The 20,288-nt window shown below is 70.9% G+C and carries 20 protein-coding genes and 1 tRNA gene; 8 read left to right on the forward strand and 13 right to left on the reverse strand.

Annotated elements, in window-relative coordinates; all coding sequences use genetic code 11:
* Position 1: 1 nt before the first annotated feature.
* Positions 2-763, forward strand: a complete 762-nt coding sequence (locus tag JT362_RS15250) for an EI24 domain-containing protein (RefSeq protein WP_260191859.1) — start codon at positions 2-4, stop codon at positions 761-763.
* Here the strand turns inward: JT362_RS15250 and JT362_RS15255 are convergent.
* Positions 739-1,455: a VOC family protein gene (locus JT362_RS15255; RefSeq protein ID WP_260191860.1), complete on the reverse strand. Its 717-nt coding sequence runs from the start codon at positions 1,453-1,455 to the stop codon at positions 739-741. The genes JT362_RS15250 and JT362_RS15255 overlap by 25 nt on opposite strands.
* Positions 1,456-1,495: 40 nt before the next feature.
* Positions 1,496-2,023, reverse strand: a complete 528-nt coding sequence (locus JT362_RS15260) for a DinB family protein (protein ID WP_260191861.1) — start codon at positions 2,021-2,023, stop codon at positions 1,496-1,498.
* A 76-nt stretch (positions 2,024-2,099) separates the two neighbouring features.
* Here JT362_RS15260 and JT362_RS15265 point away from each other — a divergent pair, with 76 nt between their 5' ends.
* On the forward strand, positions 2,100-3,074 hold the full coding sequence (locus JT362_RS15265; RefSeq protein WP_260191862.1) for a helix-turn-helix transcriptional regulator: 975 nt from the start codon (positions 2,100-2,102) through the stop codon (positions 3,072-3,074).
* On the opposite strand, the gene JT362_RS15270 is transcribed toward JT362_RS15265, so the two are convergent.
* Positions 3,064-4,146, reverse strand: a complete 1,083-nt coding sequence (locus tag JT362_RS15270) for a M23 family metallopeptidase (protein WP_260191863.1) — start codon at positions 4,144-4,146, stop codon at positions 3,064-3,066. The genes JT362_RS15265 and JT362_RS15270 overlap by 11 nt on opposite strands.
* 238 nt (positions 4,147-4,384) lie before the next feature.
* Complete coding sequence (locus JT362_RS15275; protein WP_260191864.1) at positions 4,385-6,577, reverse strand: DUF6351 family protein; 2,193 nt, start codon at positions 6,575-6,577, stop codon at positions 4,385-4,387.
* A 304-nt stretch (positions 6,578-6,881) separates the two neighbouring features.
* Between JT362_RS15275 and JT362_RS15280 the strand changes: the two genes are divergently transcribed.
* Entirely contained in the window at positions 6,882-7,478 is a 597-nt protein-coding gene (locus JT362_RS15280; protein WP_260191865.1) for a class I SAM-dependent methyltransferase, read from the forward strand.
* A 6-nt stretch (positions 7,479-7,484) separates the two neighbouring features.
* Here JT362_RS15280 and JT362_RS15285 read toward each other — a convergent pair whose 3' ends face one another.
* Positions 7,485-8,030, reverse strand: a complete 546-nt coding sequence (locus JT362_RS15285) for a dihydrofolate reductase family protein (protein WP_260191866.1) — start codon at positions 8,028-8,030, stop codon at positions 7,485-7,487.
* Positions 8,031-8,136: 106 nt separating this feature from the next.
* On the opposite strand from JT362_RS15285, the gene JT362_RS15290 reads away from it, so the two are divergent.
* Positions 8,137-8,442 carry a hypothetical protein gene (locus JT362_RS15290; RefSeq protein ID WP_260191867.1) on the forward strand — a complete coding sequence of 102 codons (306 nt, stop codon included), beginning with the start codon at positions 8,137-8,139 and terminating at the stop codon, positions 8,440-8,442.
* Positions 8,443-8,553: 111 nt separating this feature from the next.
* Positions 8,554-8,958 carry a hypothetical protein gene (locus JT362_RS15295; RefSeq protein WP_260191868.1) on the forward strand — a complete coding sequence of 135 codons (405 nt, stop codon included), beginning with the start codon at positions 8,554-8,556 and terminating at the stop codon, positions 8,956-8,958.
* A gap of 86 nt (positions 8,959-9,044) precedes the next feature.
* Here JT362_RS15295 and JT362_RS15300 read toward each other — a convergent pair whose 3' ends face one another.
* From JT362_RS15300 to JT362_RS15310, 3 genes are all read right to left on the reverse strand, one after another.
* Positions 9,045-9,302, reverse strand: coding sequence for an exonuclease/endonuclease/phosphatase family protein (locus tag JT362_RS15300; protein WP_260191869.1), 258 nt, complete (start codon positions 9,300-9,302; stop codon positions 9,045-9,047).
* The gene (locus JT362_RS15305; protein WP_260191870.1) at positions 9,286-9,459 is read right to left on the reverse strand and encodes a hypothetical protein; all 174 of its coding nucleotides are present in this window, start codon (positions 9,457-9,459) and stop codon (positions 9,286-9,288) included. The genes JT362_RS15300 and JT362_RS15305 overlap by 17 nt, the downstream gene beginning before the upstream one ends.
* Before the next feature lie 377 nt (positions 9,460-9,836).
* Positions 9,837-9,909 (reverse strand) — tRNA-Ala (locus JT362_RS15310).
* An 84-nt stretch (positions 9,910-9,993) separates the two neighbouring features.
* Between JT362_RS15310 and JT362_RS15315 the strand changes: the two genes are divergently transcribed.
* Positions 9,994-11,313: a phenylacetate--CoA ligase family protein gene (locus tag JT362_RS15315; RefSeq protein WP_260191871.1), complete on the forward strand. Its 1,320-nt coding sequence runs from the start codon at positions 9,994-9,996 to the stop codon at positions 11,311-11,313.
* Between the two features lies 1 nt (position 11,314).
* Here JT362_RS15315 and JT362_RS15320 read toward each other — a convergent pair whose 3' ends face one another.
* A complete protein-coding gene (locus JT362_RS15320; RefSeq protein ID WP_311202710.1) occupies positions 11,315-12,007 on the reverse strand; it encodes a DsbA family protein in 693 nt (230 codons plus the stop codon).
* Positions 12,008-12,334: 327 nt separating this feature from the next.
* Here JT362_RS15320 and JT362_RS15325 point away from each other — a divergent pair, with 327 nt between their 5' ends.
* Together JT362_RS15325 and JT362_RS15330 are read left to right on the forward strand one after the other, a co-directional pair.
* A complete protein-coding gene (locus tag JT362_RS15325; protein ID WP_260191873.1) occupies positions 12,335-12,529 on the forward strand; it encodes a hypothetical protein in 195 nt (64 codons plus the stop codon).
* Complete coding sequence (locus tag JT362_RS15330; RefSeq protein WP_260191874.1) at positions 12,526-13,281, forward strand: peptidoglycan recognition protein family protein; 756 nt, start codon at positions 12,526-12,528, stop codon at positions 13,279-13,281. The genes JT362_RS15325 and JT362_RS15330 overlap by 4 nt, the downstream gene beginning before the upstream one ends.
* Before the next feature lie 200 nt (positions 13,282-13,481).
* On the opposite strand, the gene JT362_RS15335 is transcribed toward JT362_RS15330, so the two are convergent.
* From JT362_RS15335 to JT362_RS15350, 4 genes are all read right to left on the reverse strand, one after another.
* Positions 13,482-16,796, reverse strand: coding sequence for a S8 family peptidase (locus JT362_RS15335; RefSeq protein ID WP_260191875.1), 3,315 nt, complete (start codon positions 16,794-16,796; stop codon positions 13,482-13,484).
* Between the two features lie 145 nt (positions 16,797-16,941).
* Positions 16,942-18,552, reverse strand: coding sequence for an ABC transporter permease (locus JT362_RS15340; protein ID WP_260191876.1), 1,611 nt, complete (start codon positions 18,550-18,552; stop codon positions 16,942-16,944).
* Entirely contained in the window at positions 18,549-19,463 is a 915-nt protein-coding gene (locus JT362_RS15345; protein WP_260191877.1) for an ABC transporter ATP-binding protein, read from the reverse strand. Before JT362_RS15345 ends, JT362_RS15340 begins: the two co-directional genes overlap by 4 nt.
* Complete coding sequence (locus tag JT362_RS15350) at positions 19,463-20,113, reverse strand: TetR/AcrR family transcriptional regulator (RefSeq protein ID WP_260191878.1); 651 nt, start codon at positions 20,111-20,113, stop codon at positions 19,463-19,465. Before JT362_RS15350 ends, JT362_RS15345 begins: the two co-directional genes overlap by 1 nt.
* Positions 20,114-20,288 lie beyond the last annotated feature (175 nt).

The following is a 20,288-nucleotide window of genomic DNA, read 5'->3' on the forward strand; positions in this document are numbered from 1 at the left end:
GGTGCGCGATTTCCTCACTGGTGTCCGATTCTTCGGCAAGGCGCTCGGCATCCTGCTCAGGTCGCCGAAGCTGCTGCTGCTCGGCGCGTTGCCGGCGGTACTGACCGCGTTGTTGCTGCTGGGCGCGATGATCGCGCTGGTCTTCTGGGTCGACGACCTGGCCGCGTTGGTCACCCCGTTCGCCGACGACTGGAGCGAGGGGTTGCGGGCCGCGGTCCGGGTCGCCGCCGGCGTGGCGCTGTTCGCCGCGGCGATGGTCGTCGGGCTGATCAGCTTCTCCGCGCTGACCCTCGCCGTCGGCGCGCCGTTCTACGAGCACATCGCCGAGAAGGTCGAGGACGACCTCGGCGACCCGCCCAGCGACGAGGAGCTGCCGTGGTGGCGCCTGCTGTGGATGGGCGTGCGGGACGGCCTGCTGCTGGTACTGCGGTCACTGGTGTTCACGATTCCGCTGGTGGTCGCCGGGTTCGTGCCGGTGCTGGGGCAGACCGTGGTGCCGGTGCTGCTCGCGCTGGTGACCGCGTGGTTCTTCGCGCTGGAGCTGGTCGCCGTGTCGTTCTACCGCCGTGGGATGGACCTGCGCCAGCGCAGGACCGCGCTCAGCAAGCGACGCGGGCTGGCGATCGGTCTCGGCCTGCCCGCGTCGTTGCTGTGCGCGATTCCCCCGGTCGCGATCATCGCCATGCCGGTGGCGTTCGTCGGCGGCGTCCTCGTCGCGCGCGAGACCCTCCGCAGCCCTCAGCTGGTCAAGCAGAACGGGTGACCCGCCGGGTCGACGAAGACCCGGAAGGTGTCCGTGCCCGCGTCCAACCGCGTGGCCCCCAGTTCCAGCGCCCGCGTCTCGCCCGCGTCGAGGTCGTCGACCTGGATGTCGAGGTGCGCCTGCTGCGGCGCCGCCGGGTCGGGCCAGCGCGGCGGGGTGTACTCGGCGACCTGCTGGAACAGCACGCTGCGACCGTCGCCGCTGATCATCGCGCCCTCCGGCCCTTCGTAGGTCACCTCCATCCCCATCAGCGAGGCGTAGAAGCGGGACAAGCCGATCGCGTCCGGCGCGTCGACGGTCACCGCGAACAGGGGCAGCTCCGGCCCGGTCACCCCGTCCTTCTGGCAGATGTCGAACGGATGACCGGCGGGATCGGCCAGGGTCACCCAGTGGGCGCCGTCCGCGAGCCTGGTGGCGCCCAGCTCCTCCGCCCGCCGGGCCGCCGCCTGGTGGTCCTCGGCGAACAGGTCCAGGTGCATCTGCTGCGGCAGCTCCTGCCCCGGCCACTCGGGCGGCCGGTGGTCGGGGGCGAGCTGGAACGCGACCTCCTGCCCGTCGCCGCCACGCAGCGTGATCCAGTCCTCCTCGTCCTTCACCTTCGTCCAGCCGGTGAGCGCGACGTAGAAGTCCGCCGTCCGCCGGATGTCCGCCGCGTCGAACGCGACCAGCTCGAAACGTCCTGTCACAGTCATGCCGGCATGATGCACCCGACCACCGACGAAACCGGTCCGGTCAGCCCATGCTCTTCGCGCCGTCCAGCGACTCCCGGATGATGTCGGCGTGGCCCGCGTGCTGGGCGGTCTCGGCGATGATGTGCAGCAGGACCCGCCGGACCGACCAGCGCGCACCCGGCTCGAACCACGGCGCGGCCGGCAACGGGTGCGACGCGTCCAGGTCTGGCAGCGTGGCGACCAGCTCGTCGGTGCGCCGCGCGACCTCGGCGTAGTCGGCCAGCACTCCCGCCAGCGTCTCGTCGGGCAGCAGTCGGAACCCGTCGGTGAACTCGGCCAGGTCTTCCTCGGTCATGTCGGCGAAGTCGCGCATGGACTCCGGGCCCTCCACGAAGAAGTTCACCCACCGGCGCTCCATCGCGGAGACGTGCTTGATCAGCCCGCCCAGGCACAGCTCGCTCGCGGTCGTCCTGGCCCTCGCCTGCTCGTCGGTCAGGTCGCGGGTGGTGAACCGCAGGAAGTGGCGGTGCTGGGCCAGCGTCTGCAGCAGGTCGGCGCGCTCGGTGCTGATGGTGGTGGAGGCGGTCATCTCGTTCCTTTCGTCGTCCGTCACGAGCTACGCTAACCACCCCAGCGGCCACTTCCTGTCCTGAATACGAGGAGACATGGCGAACACCAGCTCGCGGACCCTGCGCCTGCTCTCCCTGCTGCAGAACCACCGCTACTGGCCCGGCCCCGAACTCGCCGACCGGCTCGGCGTCTCCGTGCGCACCCTCCGGCGCGACGTCGACCGGCTCCGGGAGCTCGGCTACCCGGTCGAGGCGCAGCGCGGCGTCGACGGCGGCTACCAGCTCGCCGCGGGCGCGGCCCTGCCGCCGCTGGTCATCGACGACGAGGAGGCGATCGCGCTGACCGTGGGCCTGCAGCACGCGGCGCAGAGCACGGTGGCCGGGCTCGCCGAGTCCTCGGTGCGCGCACTGGCCAAGATCGTCCAGGTGATGCCGGCCCGGCTGCGCCGCCGGGCCGAGGCGCTCGGCACGATGACGGTGCCCGTCGAGTGGGGTGGGCGGACCCACGAGGCCGTCGACTCGGACGTACTCACCACGGTCGCCCTCGCCTGCCGGGACACCGAGCGGCTGCGCTTCGACTACACCTCCGGCGACGGGCAGCACACCGGCCGGCACGTCGAGCCGTACCGGCTGGTGCGCGGCCGCCGCTGGTACCTGGTCGCCTACGACCTCACCCGCCACGACTGGCGCAACTTCCGGCTCGACCGGGTGGGCGCGCCGCGGCGCACCGGCGCGCGGTTCCGCCCGCGCGAGCTGCCCGCGGCGGACGCGGCCGAGTTCGTCGTCGACCGCATCGGCCGGATGCCCCGGCCGTACACCGTGGAGGTACTGGTCGACGCCCCGGCCGAGACCGTGCGCGCACGGATCGGCCGGTGGAGCACGGTCGAGGAGATCGACGACGACCGCTGCCACGTCCACATGACCAGCGACTCACTGGACTGGCCGGCGATGGCCTTCGGCTCGATCGGCGCCGAGTTCCGCGTCGTGCGGCCGCCCGAACTGGTCGACCTGTTCCGCGAGTGGGCCGGCCGATTCTCCAGGTGTGACGCGGAGATCGACGCTAGAGATTGACGCCGTGGCTGGACAACCAGGGCAGCGGGTCGATCTTGTTCCCGTCCTGGTGCACCTCGAAGTGCAGGTGCGGCCCGGTCGACTGACCTCGGTTGCCCATCGTCGCGATCTGCTCGCCGGCGGCGACCTGCTGCCCGACGCTCACCAGCGACTCGTTGATGTGGCCGTAGACGGTGATCAGCCCGTCGGCGTGCTGGACGCGCACCCAGAGCCCGAACCCGCTGGCCGGCCCGGAGTCGATCACCTCGCCGGACATGGCGGACAGGATCGGCGTGCCGATGCTGTTGGCGATGTCGATGCCGTAGTGGATCGTGCCCCAGCGGGCGCCGTAGGTGGAGGTGAGCGTGCCCTCCGCGGGCCGCACCACGCCGCCGGCGGAGACCACCGGGCCGGTGGAGCCGGAGCCGGTGTCGGTGCTGGGCTGCGCGGCGGCCAGGGAGGCGCGGCGATCGGCCAGCCGGGCCATCTCGGCCTTGGCGGCGTCCTGCTCGCCGACCGCGCGCTGGTAGGCGCGCTGGGCGTCGGTCTTGGCCTTGCCGGCGGCGTCGCGGTCGCGGACGGCCTGGTCCAGCGCGGCCCGCGCGTCCCGGTCGGCCGCGGCCTTGCGGTCGGTGGCGCGACGCGTGCCGTCCAGGACGTCGACGTACTCGCCGGCGATCACGTCCATCATCGCGGCCCGGTCCAGCAGGTCCTTGGGGCTGTCGGAGCCGAGGTAGCCGGAGACGGAGCTGACCGTGCTGCCCTGGCTGTAGCTGGCCACGGCGAACTCGTCGAACCGCGACCGCATGGACCGCTCCTTCGTCGCGGCGGCCTCGGCCTCCGCGCGGGTGCGGGTGACTTTCTCGGCCGCGGCCTTCGCCGCCGCGCTGGCTTGCCGGTGCCGCTGCTCGGCGTCGGTGAACGCGGCGAACGTCTTGGCCAGCTTCGCCTGTGCTGCCTTGAGCTCGGCATCGGCCGCGGCGATCTGGTCGTCGATCGATCCGGACGGCTGCTGCGCCGCCGGGAGCGGGGCCGCGAGCGGGGAGGCGGACGGCAGGGACACGGTCCCGGCAGCGGTCAATGCGGTCAGCACTGCGGCGGTCGTGGCTCGCGTCAGTTTTCGACGCGCACCCATAGGTACTCCAGGGGTTTTCGGGACGCGTGGGTGCGGGGGAACACGCACACGTCCGGGGTCGGGGCGACCGCGACTATGCGCCCCGCTTCCAGCGGGAATCCACCGGAAATGACATGAGTCACAACATTTGGGTCACGTGAACGAAACGAATCACGGGTACGTATTGACAAGCTTCCCGAACCCGGACTGTGCCCGATCAGTAGCGTGACCAGCTGCCCTCGGGTGCCCGCTGACCCACGCCGGGACGGCTGTAGTCGCACACGCCGCCGGGGAAGGCGGCGCGCAGGCGGGCCAGTTGGTCCTCGGTGAGCGGCCGCGCGTAGTCGGCCGCCGACACCGGCTTGAGCGCGCACTTGAGCACGTCGTTCACAAGCGGCTCGCCGGCCGCGAGGCGCGGGTTCTCGTGCGTCGGGTACAGGTCAGCACACCGGTCGCGGTCGGTGACCCTGGTGCCGTCGGCCTGGTAGCAGGCGTCGACCGCGTCCGCCGGCCGGTGCCGCACGATCTTGTCCGCCAGCGTGGTGGTCGACGTGTCCGCCTCGACGGCGGTCAGCCACTGGTCCATCAGCCGCAGCGCCTCGAGGCCGACCGCGGCCGGGTGCGCGGCGCCCGTGCCGGCCCGGTCCGTGACCAGCATGACGTGGTTGTCCGCCGAGCCGTGGGCGGCGACCAACCGGGCCCGCATGCTGTGGCTGCGCACGCTGTCGTGCGGGTCCGGGATGGCGTCGAAGTAGGTACGGAGGTCGATGATCGGGACCGTGTCGAGGTTCGCGCCGACGTTGACCCGGCCGGTGCGGTAGGCGGCCTCGACGGCGTCGGTGTCGCCGACGGTCCGCGTCGGCACCAGGCCGCCGTCGATGTCGAACCCGCCGACGCGCTCGTTGAGGTCGAGGAACTGCTCGGCGCTGATCACCCCGGCGTCGAACGCGTCCAGGCCGTACTGCACACCGACGTTGTCCAGCGGCCGCCGGGCGAAGCCGGTCGCCGGGTCGCGGCCGTACACGTTGACCGCGTTGTCCTGGTAGGTGCAGCGAGCACCGGTGGGGTTGGTCGCCGGGTGGTAGACGAGGTCTCGTGGGACGGCGACGCTGCAGCCGCCGTAGGTGGGGTCGGGACCGGCGCCGGCCTGGAAGGCCTGCACCCAGTCCGCGCTGTAGGGAGAGGTGCAGTACGCGGCCGACCCCCAGCCGGCGACCGCGGCCCGCTGCGCGCTGGTCCACGACTCGGCCGAGGTGTCGAACGCCCGGTTCAGCAGGGCGCAGTCCGAGGTGGTGACCAGCTGCACGAGGGTGTCGGGGAAGCTCGCGCCGGGCAGGAGACCGTCGAGCAGGCCCGGGTAGTTCTGCGCGATCAGGTGCTGCTGCATCGACCCGCCGGACTCGCCCCAGCCGATCGTGTGCCGGGGCTCGCCGTACTGCTCGACGAACCGCTCCTTGACCATCATCGTCGTCTCGGCGGAGATGACGTCGTTGCAGTTGTTGTTGAGCACGGTCAGGCTGGACACGGCGACCGCGTAGCCCTGGGCCAGCCAGGCGTCGTGCACCGGGCTCGGCATGGTCAGGATCCGGCCCATCGGCGGCGGGAACGTCTCGGTTCCGCCGCCCTGCCGGTACCCGGCGCGGCAGCCGCCGCCGTAGCTGTAGACCAGCCGCTCGTTCCAGCCGGCCGGCCGGGCCACCGGTCCGGGAGCCGGGTCGGTGACCGGGTCGTGCAGCACCGCGAGCTCGTAGATCCCCCGGTTGATGGTGCCGCTCTCGACCCGGACGATGTAGTTGACCGTGCGCCCGTCGTTGTTCGTCGTGCGCGCCAGGTCCGCCGGCCGGGCGCGGAGGTCGGTCAACGGCCGGAACCAGCCGGAGGTCGACCGGTAGACGTAGTCGACCCGCGTCCCCGCCGAACAGGAGCCGTCGGCGACGGGGACGAGCGAGGCACCCACGACCGGCACCCGGAACGCGTCGGTCTCACACACGAACGGGCTCTGGTGCGGCCCGGAGAAGACGGGCCCGGTGATCGGGTGGTTCACCACGGCGCGGCTGGCGGTCAGCCGCTCCCGGCCGCTCCCGCCGACCCGGGCGACGATCGTGTTGCGCCCCACGGAAAGCCCGTCCACGAGCCCGACGAGCGAGCCGCCGTCCGCGCGGAAGGCGCCGGTCACGTCCCGGCCGCCGGCCGACACCGTCACCTGGCCCGGCGAGACGTGCCGCGGCAGGTGCACCCGGACGAGCACGTCTCCCCCGGTCACCATGTCGGCCCTGGTCGACACCACCTGGACGCGGAACCCCGCCCCGACGAAGTCCGCCCGCGCGGCCACGCCGACGAGCGGCACCAGCAGGAGCACGGCCAGCAGGCCGACGACGAGACCACGAACACCGCGCCGAGCGAGAACCATCCTCGTCCCCCAGGAGACCGATGACTGGCAACGAAGCCCGGTCCCCGCGGCGAGCATCAAGATCGTGACACGCGGACGTCGGCGCGCCAATCGGCCAATCGGCTGAGATCGGCTCAACCAAGCCGAGTTCTCCCCCGGAACCGGGCGGGGTGACACCACGCCCACGGTCCGCCCGTCCCACCGGGGCCACCTCCCCGACGCCGTCACCCACAAGGCTTCCCGTCCCCGGAAGGCTCCGACGTGGAGCCGCACGCCCGCGATGACCGCGTCCGCGGGTCCGCCCCGTCGCGGGGATAATGACCGCATGGTCGAGCAGAGCCTGTGGATGCGGAAGGTCACCGAGAACCCGGACCACTCGAGCTGGTACGTCGAGCGCTTCCGGTCGATGGCCCGCGCGGGCGACGACCTGGCCGGCGAGGCGCGGCTGGTGGACGCGATGCTGCCGCGCCGCTCCCGCGTCCTCGACGCGGGTTGCGGCCCCGGCCGGGTCGGCGGTGCCCTGGCCGAGGCGGGCCACGACGTCGTCGGCGTGGACGTGGACCCGGTCCTGATCGAGGCCGCCCAACAGGACCACCCCGGACCGCGCTGGCTGGTCGGCGACCTGGCCGAACTGGACCTCCCCGACCGGTTCGACGCCATCGTCTGCGCCGGGAACGTCATGACGTTCCTCGCTCCCGGCACCCGCCGCGAGGTGCTGACCAGGTTCCGCGCCCACCTGGCGGCGGACGGCCGCGCCGCCATCGGCTTCGGCGCCGACCGCGGCTACCCGTTCGACGAGTTCCTCGCCGACGCCCGCACCGCCGGCCTGGTGCCCGACCTGCTCCTGTCCACCTGGGACCTACGCCCACTCACCGACGACGCGGCCTTCATCGTCGCCGTCCTCCGCCCGGACGACCGCTGACGTCCCTCAAAGGACGTAACGCAACAGGGTCACGCCGTTGCGGAAGCCACGGGCCGCCGTCAGCCGCAGCCGAGGCACCTCGTACCCGTCCGGGAACAGCTTCCGCCCGCGCCCCTGAACGGTGGGGTAGACGAACAACCGGTACTCGTCGACCAGCCCCGACTCGATCAGCGCGTGCGTCAGGGTGATGCTGCCGGTGACCACGATGTCCCGGCCCTGCTGCTCCTTCATGGCCCGCACCCGCGCGAGCCAGTCCCCCGCCAGCACTGTCGAGTTCCGCCACCGCGGGTCGGTCATCGTCGAGGAGACGACGTACTTCTGAACCTGGTTCAGCTCCTCGGTGATCCCGGTTTGGTCGTCGGTCTGCCGCGGCCAGTACCCACGGAAGTCCTCGAAGGTCCGCCGCCCCAACAACAGAGCGTCCTCCTGCTCCGTCTGCAGCCGCGTCGCCGCCAGCATCTCCTGATCCTGGTCGGCGGGGTCGAACCAGTCCCCGAGCATCTCGATGGAGCCGTCGAGGGTGACGTTCTGGGTGATCGCGAGTGTCCTCATGCCAGTAAGACTCCGCCAGGGCCGAGAACTCATCGCCAGGGCCCGGAAACCGCAAAGGCGTCCGCCTCCCCGATCGTTCACCCGGTTCCGGCCGGCCCGCTGGTGCGTGGCCCAGCCGGTGTGCAAGGCCGTCCAATTCTGTCCAGCCGCCGGAACGCTCGGTTCGCTCGACGCCCTGGAAGACGCATGGAAGTCGCAAGTCAAGCAGTTGTCGTGGGCCGCGGACACCATCAACGACACCGCGAACAGGGTGATCGGCGGCGAGGCGTGGATGGGTGAGACGGCGCAGCGGTACGACCAGCACAGGCGCAAACTCGTCGATGACCTCGACAGGTGCGCCGAACTGACCGGCAAGGTCGCCCGCGCGCTGGGGAATGCGCGCAGACACTCCGGCACAACCAGAGCCAGCTGACCGCCGAGCGGCAGAAACTCAACAACATCCAGTCGGATATGGCCAGCGGCACGCTCACCTTCCATCCGAAGAACGCTCAGGAGACCCAAACTCGTCAACGACGCGGTCGGAGTGGCCAACGAGATCCGCGGCCGGGTCGACCGCGAGTTGCACGGCCAGGCAGAGGTCTTCACGTCGGCCGTGGGCGAGCTGCGGGCATGGGAGCGCACCTGGTCGGCCCGGACGCTGAAGATGGTGAACTGGAACATCCAGCAGGGCGGTGGCGGCAATGCGGTGTGGCCGCGGAACGACGGCGTCGGCACCGAGTCCAAGGACATCGACGGCCTGGCCGCACGCCTCATGGCGGGCGAGGTCGACATCGCGACTCTCCAGGAGATGTGGAAGGGCGACGCGGAGAAACTGGAAAAGGCGCTCGACGAACGGGCAGCGCCCGGGGAGAAGTGGGAGGTCCACTTCGGCAAGGCCTCGAGCACGACTTCGGTAACGCCATCGTCGTGCGCACCGGCAACGGCGTGACGGTCGGCGAACCCACGTTCACCAACCTGGGCCCTGGCGACGAGCCTCGCTCCGCCACCAGGACCCACATCACCGTCCGGTGAGCGTTACCAGTTCGGCAGTGTCACGTCGACTTCCTGCCCGTCATGGTCGGACTGGCGCCGGTCCCATCGCGTGGCTTCGGAGGAACCGACACCGCGCGGCAGCACGTGGTCGATCGGCTTGTGACTCAAGGAGGCGCCGCCCTTCCCGTCGTGGATGTCACCGCCGTTGACGTCGAAACCCTGCCCGCCGAGTTCCCTGATTTCCCGCGCCGAAGGGCTGTTGCCACCCGACGTGGCATTGAAATCACCGGTGACGATCACGTTGCCGTCCTTCGGCCCGCCAGCCAGGCTGCGCGGCCTGCTCCGCCGCATGCGGCCCTAAATTACTCAGATGCGCGGTGAGGGTATCCAACCGATTGCGGCCAGCGGCGAGCAGATTGTCCGCGATCTCGTCGTCGAGCTTCCGGTACATCGCCATCGCCAATTCCAGTCGCTCAGCGTCGGAGTCCACCGTTGGCCGTGCCGGAGCCGTTGTTCCGCCACCCGGGTGTTGCCCCGCAGCCGTTCGACCTCGGTCGCGAGTCTGGCCGCCGTCCACGACCTCCCCGGTCGATCTCCACCCACCCGTCGGCCGGACAGCCGGTCCAACGCGGTGTAGAGGTCTCCGCGACGTCGCGACCGATGCCGTAGCCGTGCCCCGGGCGGCCAAGGCCGTGAGGGATCGACGATCTACCTATGCGCGAGCGGCGAACCCGACACAACGGCCATTGGGCAGGTACCGGATGTCGAAACAAGAACGCCCGCCGACCAGGTCATCGCAGGTCAGCGGGCGTCTCTTATCATGAAATTTCGCGGTGGAGCTGAGGGGGTTCGAACCCCTGACCCCCACACTGCCAGTGTGGTGCGCTACCAGCTGCGCTACAGCCCCTTGCGTGTGAACACACTACATCACCCCCACGCGCCCGCCGCGTTCGGGGTTCCCCCGGGGCTCGGCGCGTGCTAGACCGGAGCGGTGATCGACGACGAGGTTGTGCCGCTCGTGGTGCCCGATGCCGAGGGTGTCCGGCCCGACCTGCGGCGGGAGGTCCAGGAACGCCGCCTGCACCGCCTCGTCGACCGGCTGCTCGCCGCCGGTGGGCTGCAGGCTCGGCGGCTGACCGACGCGGGGATCACGCACGGTGACGACGTCACCCTCGAGAACCTCGACCGGCTACCGATGGTCACGAAGCGTGACTTGTGGGCGCACTACCCGGCCGGGCTCCGCGCCGCCCCGCCGGAGGACGTCGTCTGCGTGCACGGGTCGTCGGGAACGGGTGGGCGGCCGACCCTCGTGCCCTACACCGCCCAGGACGTGGACATCTGGGCCGAGGTCATGGCCCGCGCGCTCGGCGGCGCCGGTGCCACCCGTCGCAGTGTCGTGCACAACGCGTACGGCTACGGACTGTTCACCGGCGGTCTCGGAGTGCATCACGGAGCGACACGGTTGGGCGCGACCGTGGTACCCCTCTCGGGTGGGATGACCGAGCGGCAGGTGCGCATGCTGGTCGACCTCCGGCCGGACATTCTCGCCTGCACGCCGTCGTATGCGATCTTTCTCGGGGAGGCGATGGCCGCCGCGGGCGTCCGCGCGGACAGCCTGCGCGCCGGTGTCTTCGGGGCGGAGCCGTGGACCAACGAGATGCGCGCCCAGATCGAGCGGCTGCTCGGGCTCCGCGCACTCGACATCTACGGGCTGTCCGAGGTCATCGGCCCCGGCGTCGCCTGCGAGTCACTGGACTCCGACGGCATGCTGAACGTCGCCGAGGACCACTTCCTCGTCGAGGCGGTCGACGCCGACGGGCGACCGGTGCCGGACGGAACGCCGGGCGAGCTCGTGTTCACCACGCTCACCAAGACCGGGATGCCGCTGCTCCGCTACCGGTCGGGCGACGTCGCCGCGCTGGCCGGGCCGGTGCCCGGTGCACCCCGAACCCTGCGGCGCATGTCGAAGCTGCTCGGGCGCACCGACGACATGCTGGTCGTGCGCGGGGTGAACGTCTTCCCCACCGAGATCGAAGCCGTACTGCTCGCCGACGAACGCGTCGGCCCGCACTACCTCGTCGTCGAGGATCGGCGGGACGCGGCGCGGCCGGAGCTGCGGATCGCGGTGGAGCCGGTCGGCTCCGACACCGGGCTGGCCGACGCGCTCACCGTCGCCCTGCGGGAGCGGCTCGGGCTCTCGTGCGTGGTGCGGGTCCTCGCCTCCGGCAGCGTGCCGCGCACCGAGGTCGGCAAGGCGCGCCGGTTCACCCGCTGGACCGAGGGCCCACCCCCGCTCGACGGACTCGACTGACCTACGCGTCGCGCACGAGCTTGTCCAGCCAGTCCTCATCGGACGGTTGGACGACCTTCTCGCCGACCGCGAGCGTCGGCGTGCCGAAGAGCTTCTCGCCGTCGTGGTCCTGCAGCAGGTACGACGTCTCGCGCACCTCGTCGAAGTGCGTCCTGATGATGCCGTCGTACTCGTCACCCTCCACACAGGACCCGAAGGTTGACCCAGTGATGCCGAGATCCCTACCCAGTTGGATGAGCTGCCGGGTGTCCCAACCGCGCGCACCCTCCTCCGGCTGCGCGCGGAACAGGCTCAGGTGGAACTCCGGGAACTTCCCGGCATCCGCAGCGCACAACCCGGCGTTCGCGGCGTCCATCGAGTACCCGACCGGGTCCGAACGCTCGTTGAGCATCGGCAACAGGTGGTACCGCACCCGCACCGTGCCGTCCGCGACCCGCCGCTCGACGTCGTCCCCGTACTGCTCCTCGAACGCCCCACAGGCCGGACAGAGAAAGTCCTCGTACACGTCGAGCGTGACGTCCGCACCGTCCTCACCGACCACCACGACGGCACCCTCCCGCCGCGCCGGATACGACGTCTCACTCGACGCGGTCTCGATCCGCTGCCCCTCGGTCGCGTTCTTCTGACTGTTGGTGTAGATCACCCCACCCAGCACCGCACCGATCAGCAGCACCACCACAACGGCACCGATCACGACCTTCTTCCGGTCGCCCGGACCACGCCGCCCCGCCGAAGCCGACGCCGACGACGCTGCCACAGGCGCCGGTCGCGCTGCCGCCGCAGGCCCCTGCCGGGACGCGGTCCGCGCCTGCCGCTTCTTCCGCGCGTTCCGCGCCGCTCCACCCACCGACTCACGTCCTTCCCTGCGTACCGACCGGTTCGACCGCACCCCCCGCCGGTCAGCCACCCGCCCACGACGCTACCGCAGCAAGAATGTCAAGAATTGCCGCAATGATTAAAGAACTTGTAAAGTCCTCACCGTAACCCTGCAACCCCAGTGATCGACGCGAGGGAGCCCACCATGCCGCCCCCCGAACCATCCCGACGACACTTCTTCCGCATCACCGCCACCGCCGCGACCGCGGCCACCGGCCTGGCCCTCACCCCCGGCCTGGCCCCCGCCACACCACCCGCTCCGTCCCCAGCAGGAGTGGACCCCTACACCGGCGAACCCCTCAACGCCGGCCCCAACTGCGACCGGGGGTTCAACCTGTGACCACCTTCGTCACCAGATCCCAATGGGGCGCCCGAGCCCCCCGCAGCGTCTCCAACAACATCACCCCCCAAAACGGCGGCGTGACCGTCCACTACGTAGGCGCCGGCAACGTGGCCCGACCGAACCACGCCGACTGCGCCGCCCAGGTCCGAGGCATCCAGAACTACCACATGGACACCAACGGCTGGTCCGACATCGCCTACACCCACATGGTCTGCCAACACGACTACATCTTCGTGGCCCGAGGTCCCCACGTCCGCACCGCCGCCAACGGCACCACCTCCGGCAACCAGAACTGGTACGCCGTCTGCGCCCTGGTAGGCGCCGCGGACTCCCTGACAGAAGGCCTGACAACCGCCATCAAATCGGCCATCTCCAGCCTCCGCTCCGGCGGCAACGCAGCCGACCCCATCAACGGCCACCGAGACCACCTAGCCACCTCCTGCCCCGGCGACCCCCTCTACGCCAAAGTCCAAGACGGCTCCCTGAACCCCGACGGCACCCCCGGCCCCCCACCCTGGCCCGGCGTCTACTTCACCTACCCCCCAACCTTCCACCACCCCGCGGTAGCCACCTGGCAACAACAAATGACCGCCATCGGCTACCCCCTGTCCGCGGACGCCGCCTACGGCCCAGCCTCAAAAGAAGCCTGCCTCAGCTTCCAACACGCCGAAGGCCTAACCGAAGACGGCATAGTCGGCCCAGCAACCTGGAACGCCACCTTCGCCCAACAAGCACTCAGCACCCAGTAACCAACACGCACCCAGCAAGCACGAAGGAAGATCGAAAAACCCCAAGCGGCCGGCGGCTCGAAGAGCCGCCCGCCCCCCCCGGTGAAACCCCAACCCCCCCCCCCCCCCCCGGGGGGGGGGGGGGGGGGGGCGCCCCCCCCCCCCCCCCCCGGGGGGGGGGGGGGGGGGGGGGGCGGGGGCCCCCCCCCCCCACGCCGGGATCAGCCGAACAGGGCGTAGGCGCGGACGAACGTGTGCGTGACCGCGCTGCCACCGTCCGCGACCGCCGTGGCCCGCAGCGAGACGAATCCCGAGTCCGGGTTGTCCACAGTGGCCAGCCACCCGTCGCCGTCCGGCCGCACCGGGACCTCGTGCCAGGTCGCCCCGTCGTCGAAGGACGCCTCGACCGAGGTGAGGTCCCTGCCGGTGGGGGTGCCCTCGATCCGCACCGGGATCTCGGTGGTGGTTCCCGCCTCGGCGCGGTTCATCGTGTCCAGACCACGCGGCGCGAGCCGCACCGCGAGCAGCGGCAGCGCGGTCGACTCCTCGGTCCGCGCGGACCGGAAGCGCCACTCGGTGTGGACGGTGTTGCCGGTCGCCCCGGCTGGGAACGAACCGGACCGGTCGGCATGCACGGTGAGGGTGTAGGCCGCGTCCTCCGGGGGCAGCTCGACGCCGAGGGTGAGGAACCGGTTGTAGGAGGCACTGGCGATCTCCTCGCCACGCGAGTCACCCCGGGTGAGCACGACCGTGCCGTTGGCGTGCGCGTTGCCCCAGTGACCCGGCGTCGAGTCGGCGAAGTAGTCCATGGGCGAGTAACGCAGGGCGTTCCCGTCCCGGGTGCCGACCTTCTCCGGGTTCTGCAGCGAAGGCCCGATCACGCCGCCGTTCCACACCTCCTCGCGCTCGTCACCGGCCTCGAGGGTGATCTCGGGGGCGACCGTCGCGCTCCCGCCGAAGTCCGCCGGGTACGGCGCGGTCATCGACCGGCGCCAGGTGTATCCCGCCGTGACGTACTGGTCGATCACCGCGGGCGCGGCGAAGTGGAACTGCGGGGTGGCGGTGTCCAGCCCGGGGACGAGCGGTCCCATACCCAGGTAGGAGTACCACTGGATGTCGGTGTTGCCGGACCGGTAGTTCGCCCTGATGTGGGCCATCTCGGCGCGGTCGACCCGGACGGCCGGGTTGGCGGGCACCCCGTCTGAGTAGTGCCGGACCACCTGGTAGGCCCACGGGGTCGGCTCGGCGTTCTCCTTGACCCAGACCGACTGGTGGAAGAACGTGAGCCCGTCGCGCTGGATCGGCAACACGTAGGGCATCTCCTCCGGTACCGATCCCTCGTCCCAGTTGTAGCCGAGGTACCCGTAGCTGAAGTCGCTCTCCCCGGACCGGAACCGGTAGATGATCCAGTGGCCGCGGTGCTTGGCGTCCGGCTCACCGACGTCGACGTTGAGCTGTTCGGCACGCCGTGCGTCGACGGTGACCTTCTGCGCCGCCCCGGCCACCCTGACGGTGGCTGCGGCGATAATCAGGTCGTTCGACCCGTCGCCCGGGGTGATGAGCTGGGTCTGCAAGTGCCAGTCACCGGGTGGCAGCCGGAGCACCGCGGACCCGCCGTTGGTACGCGCCTGGACGAACTCGCCGGTGTCGAGGTTGTTGAAGGACACCGTGTTGCTCGTGGACGACGGGTTCCCGTCGCGGTCGATCACGTCGACGGTGACCTTGTACCGCTCGGTGTCCACGGTGAGCGCGAGCGCGGTGCGCAGCGTGGTCCGGCCGTCGAGCGAGCGCGCGCTGAGGGTGCCGGTGTACGCGCCGGGCGCGACGTCGCCGTGCACGGTGACGGGCACGGAGCGCTTGCTGCGCGGCGGCACGACCAGGTGCTTGCGTCCCACCTCGAGCAGCTTGCGGGGGGCCGCCCGGCCGTCCGCCCCGGTCAGTTCGGTCTCGAACCTCAGGAAGACCGGCCAGAACGTGTCGTTGTGGTAGGTGATCTTCTGGGTGACGCGCTGCCGGGGGCCGTGCGGCCACTCCAGGAACTCCGAGATGCTTCCGGTGTCCGAGCGGACGCCCTGGACGGCCCGGCCGAGGTCGACCCGGCCGGTGCCCTGGTCGTACACGCTCGCGCCATCGGTCGGCTCGGCGGTGCTCATCAGCGCGGCCTTCAGCTCGGCCGGCGACAGCCGATCGCGCCGCGACTCGTACCGCTGCGCGAGTACGGCGGCCGCGCCCGCGACGTGCGGGGTCGCCATGGAGGTGCCGCTGGCGGCGGTGTAGCTGTCGTCGACCGGATCGCCCATGCTGGTGCCCTCGGCGCGGGCCGCGACGATGGACACCCCTGGCGCGGTGATGTCCGGCTTGAGCCCGTCGTCGCCCTGGCGCGGGCCGCGCGAGGAGAAGGGGGCGAGCTGGTCGGACCGGTCCACGGCCCCCACGGTCAGCGCGGCGTCGGCGGTCCCCGGCGAGTTGAGCGTGCCCGGCTGGTCGCCTGAGTTGCCCGCGGCCACCACGAACAGCGTCCCGGCCTCCTCGGTGAGCCGGTCGACGGCCGCCTCGACCGGGTCGACGCCGGGGCTGTCCGGGCCGCCGAGGCTCATGTTGACGATGTCCGCGTCGGCCTCGGTCGCGGCCCAGACCATCCCGCGCAGGATCCAGGACTCCGCGCCGGAGCCGCCGTCGTCGAGCACCTTGCCGATCGCGAGGTCGGCGCCGGGAGCGACGCCCCGGTGACGCCCCCCGGAGGCGTCGCCCGACCCCGCGATGATCGACGCGACGTGGGTGCCGTGTCCGTGGCCGTCCGCGGCGGACGCGGCGCCGGTGAAGCTCTTCGCGGCGGTGACGGCGTCGCGGATGTCCGGGTGCCCGGGGTCGTACCCGGTGTCCAGGACGGCGACGGTCACCCCCCTGCCGTCGTACCCCCGCCGCCAGGCGGCCGGTGCGCCGATCTGCGCGGTGCTGTGGTCGAGGGTCGCCTCGACCTTGCCGTCCAGCCAGACGCGGGAGACGCCGTCGCTGAGCGTGCTCGGGCCGGTCAGGTCGCGCCACGCGGTGGTGGCCTCGTCCTTGGGCACCCGCATCGACGTCATGCCCAGGGCGGCCAGCGGCCGGGCGGCCTCGGTGGCGGCGATCCGCCGGTCCGGGTCCGCCTGGCGCACGATCAGCGGGATCTCGCTCGCGTCCGCGTCGCCGTAGCCCCACTCGATCAGCTGGGTCACGTTGAACAGCCGGGGGTCCAGCCTGCCGTCCACGACCATGGGTTCGACGTCCGACGGGAGGACGGAGAGCTGCCCGTCGCGCCGGGTGGTCGAGAAGCGGACCCCGTCGCGCCCCGGCCCTGGGTCCACGTCGATCTGGGCGGCGCCGCCGGCGGTGCCGGTGACGGTCACCACGTCGCCGGTCAGCAGGGTGACCCGCTGGGGCTCCGGCACGTCCTGCTGGTGCCGGGGAGCGGCCGACACCGGTGGGCTCGTCGCTCCCACGGTCGCCGCGAGCGCCACTGCCGTGATGGCCGCCGCGATCACCAATGGCCGTCGCATTCGTCTCCCTTGTTCCGTCCGGTACGGACACGTTTCCGTCTTCTTGAGACAGTTCCTACTGGACTGTGCCAGCGAGCGGAACGGCGCTGTGACGGCGGCTTGTAGACATGTCCAGTACCCGCCACCGAGCACGGCGCGTGCGGGACTACCGACCGAAGTCGCGACGTCGCAGGGTGGTGAGCCCACCCAGGAGGAGCAGCGCTGTCAGCGCCAGTGTCGTCAGGATCGGGAACGGGCTGAACGGCTGGCCCGCCAGCGTGTTGGGCACGTAGTGGAACGGCTCGAACGGCGTCCCGCCCCACACGTTGTACAGCGGTCCGGCGATCTTGCCGAGTACGGCGGTCCAGACCACGACGGCCCACGAGATCGGCATAGCGAACCGCGGCGTCAGCGCGTACGCCAGGAAGCTGACCGCCGTGATCAGCCACGCCGCCGGGACGCAGCTCAGTGCGGCGATCAGAACCGGGACCAGCGGGCCCGGAAGGTCGTCGGTGAACAGGCCGTAGCAGAATCCGAGGACCAGCCCGGTCAACGTGAACAGTCCGGCTGTGCCGAGCGCGGTGACGGCCAGTTGGCCGGCCGCCCACCGGACACGGGTCATCGGGGTGCCCTGAGCCAGTTCGGCCCGGCCCGAACGCTCCTCGGCCCGCAGCCGCTGGATCATCAGTACCGGGTAGATGCTGATGACGTGTGCGAAGAGCAGGACTCCGGCCCACAGAAAGAAATCGACGTAGTCGGCCGAGTTGCCGCCACTGCCGAAGCCCTGCTGCAGAAGCCCGAAGCTGTCCGGCGGCAGCGCGCCGACGTCGGGAACGATCGTGCCGATCCCGGCGGCGCCGACAGCGAACACGCCGATCCCGATCGCCCACTTCGTGAACAGGCCTCGGTGCAGCCGCCAGGACAGCCTGGCCGGACCGCGCAGACCAGGAGCGGTGGCGCGCCCACGGCGCTCGGGGAGCAGACCCTCCCCGAGGTCACGGCGGTCGTTGAGGAGGTAGGCGACGGCCACCAGGACCGCCACGGTTCCGGTGAGGACGGCCAGCATCCACCACCTGTCGTGGCGGTACGGCTGGACCGCGTGGATCCATCCCATCGGTGAGACGTACGCCAGCCACGCCTGACCGCTGGCATCGCCGGCGTAGCGCAGGAGGTAGGAGATCCCGAGGGTGAACAACGTGATCGCCCTGGCCGTACGGGCGTTCCGCGCGAGCTGGGCGGCCACGGCGGCGATCGAACCGAACAGCCAGCCCGCCGCGGCGATGGCGGCGCCGTAGGTCAGCGAACCGAACGGCGCCAACCCGGCGCCGATCTGCGCGAGCGCGGTCAGCGCGCCGGCGACCAGCGATACGGTCGCGGCCACCAGCAGCGCTGAGGTCAGCGCGGCGAACCGGCTCACCACACCGGAACGGAGCAGCTCGGTCCGGCCCGTGTCCTCGTCGGCCCGGGTGTGCCGCACGACCGCGAGCAGCGCGGCGATCGCGGTGAGGAGGTAGAGGAAACCGCCGCTGCGCCACGCGGTCATGAACCCGCGGTCGGCGATCACCGAGGTCCCGCCGCCGAGCGCTCGGAAGAAGACGTTGGCGTTGATCGTCTCGGCGTAGGTGGCCAGTACGCCCGGAGTCGGCATGTTCCGGTCGATGTAGGCGACCATCGTCAGGCCGAGGCCCACCACGGCCACGATCCACCACGGCGCGGTGGTCCGCTCGCGGCGGACGGCCAACCGCGTCAGTAACCGCGTTCCCGCCAACACGTTCATCGCGCCGCCTCCGGCGTGCTGTCGCAGGTTGTGGCGTAGTGCCGCAGGAACAGCTCCTCGAGCGTCGGCGGGCTGCTGGTCAGTGCCCGCACGCCGCGTGAGTCGAGGAAGCGCAGTGTCGCCCCCAGCGTCCCGGGCTCGACGTCGAAGTGCACGATTTCGCCGTCGATCCGCAGGTCGTGGACACCCCGCAGGTCGGCGAGGCCGTCCGCGGGCCTGGAGAGTTCGGCGCGGATCGAGGTCCGGGTCAGGTGCCGCATCTCCACCAGGCTGCCGGTGTCGACGGTCCGGCCGTCCCGGATGATCGTGACGCGTTCACACAACGCCTCGACCTCGGCGAGGATGTGGCTGGACAGCAGGACGGTACGGCCGTTGCGCTCCTGCTCCTCGCGTACGACTTCACGGAACACGATTTCCATCAGCGGATCCAGGCCCGATGTCGGTTCGTCGAGGATCAACAGCTCGGCGTCGGAGGCGAGCGCGGCGATCAGCGCGACCTTCTGCCGGTTGCCTTTCGAATAGGCCCGGCCCTTGGTCCGCGGGTCGAGGTCGAAGCGCTCGATCAGCTCGTCCCGCCTCGACGTGTTCACGCGGCCGCGTACCTGCAGGAGAAGGTCGATGATCTCACCTCCGGACAGTCCCGGCCAGAGCGTGACGTCTCCCGGCACGTACGCCAGGCGTCGGTGCAACTCGGTCGCGTCGCGCCACGGGTCACCACCGAGCAACTGGACCGTGCCCGCGTCCGCGTGCAGCAAGCCCAGCAGGATCCGGATCGTGGTGCTCTTCCCCGCGCCGTTCGGTCCCAGGAAGCCGTGCACCTCGCCGGTCTTGACGCTGAGGTTCAGGCCGTCCAGCGCCCGGGTGGCGTCGAACGTCTTGACCAGTCCACGCACCGAGATCGTCTCGGTCATCACGCGCCTCCTTCTGCTGTGTCGGAGCCGCTGTCCTCGGGTAGTCGAGCCCGGAGCGCGGCGGCCTCTTCCGGACTGAGCCAGGGATGTGAGTAGAGGTCGAGGAGGGTCCTGGCGAGCAGGACCTGCCCCTCCGCGCTGAACACGTCCACACCGAGACGCCGGGAAACGTGTTCGTAGAGCACACTGACCGCGAGTGACATCGCGGTGCCCACCGCGGCCCGCGCCTTCAGGGGAACCTCCGGCGGATCGGCACGGTTCTCGTCGCGCTCCGCGAGCCACTCCGCGCTCAGGTCGGCCAACGTGTCGAACAGCGGCGCCACGCGGCCCTCGACCAGCGCCCGCGAGATGTAGCTCCGGTAGGGCGCGAACACCGACACCGCGACGGCCAGGTAGTTCGTCTCGCTCGTGGCCATGTCGGCCCGGACCTGGTCGTTGAGTCGCGTCAGCGCTCTTGCCAGATACGCGTCGCACTCGTCACGCAACGCCTCCTTCGAGCCGAAGTGGTGACGCACCAACCCCGAGGACACCCCCGCGACCTCCGCGATCCCACGGATCGTCGCCCGGTCGAACCCCTGCTCCCCGAACAACCGGAGCGCCGCATCCCGGATCCGGGCACGAGCGGTGAGGTCCTCCGGATCAGGCTGCATACCCATCCTCCTGCTCAGACGTACATCATCCTATCCAATCGGACACTTTACTACACGCCTGTGTAGTTCGGGAGACGGTGGCCCACATGCCGATCCACCCCCTTCGCTCCTCGCCGCACCAGGGTGTACGGTCAGGGCATTCGTACAGGACGATCGATCAGGTCAACTGACCCAG

The organism is Actinophytocola gossypii (genome assembly GCF_025165815.1).
GTDB lineage: Bacteria > Actinomycetota > Actinomycetes > Mycobacteriales > Pseudonocardiaceae > Actinophytocola > Actinophytocola gossypii.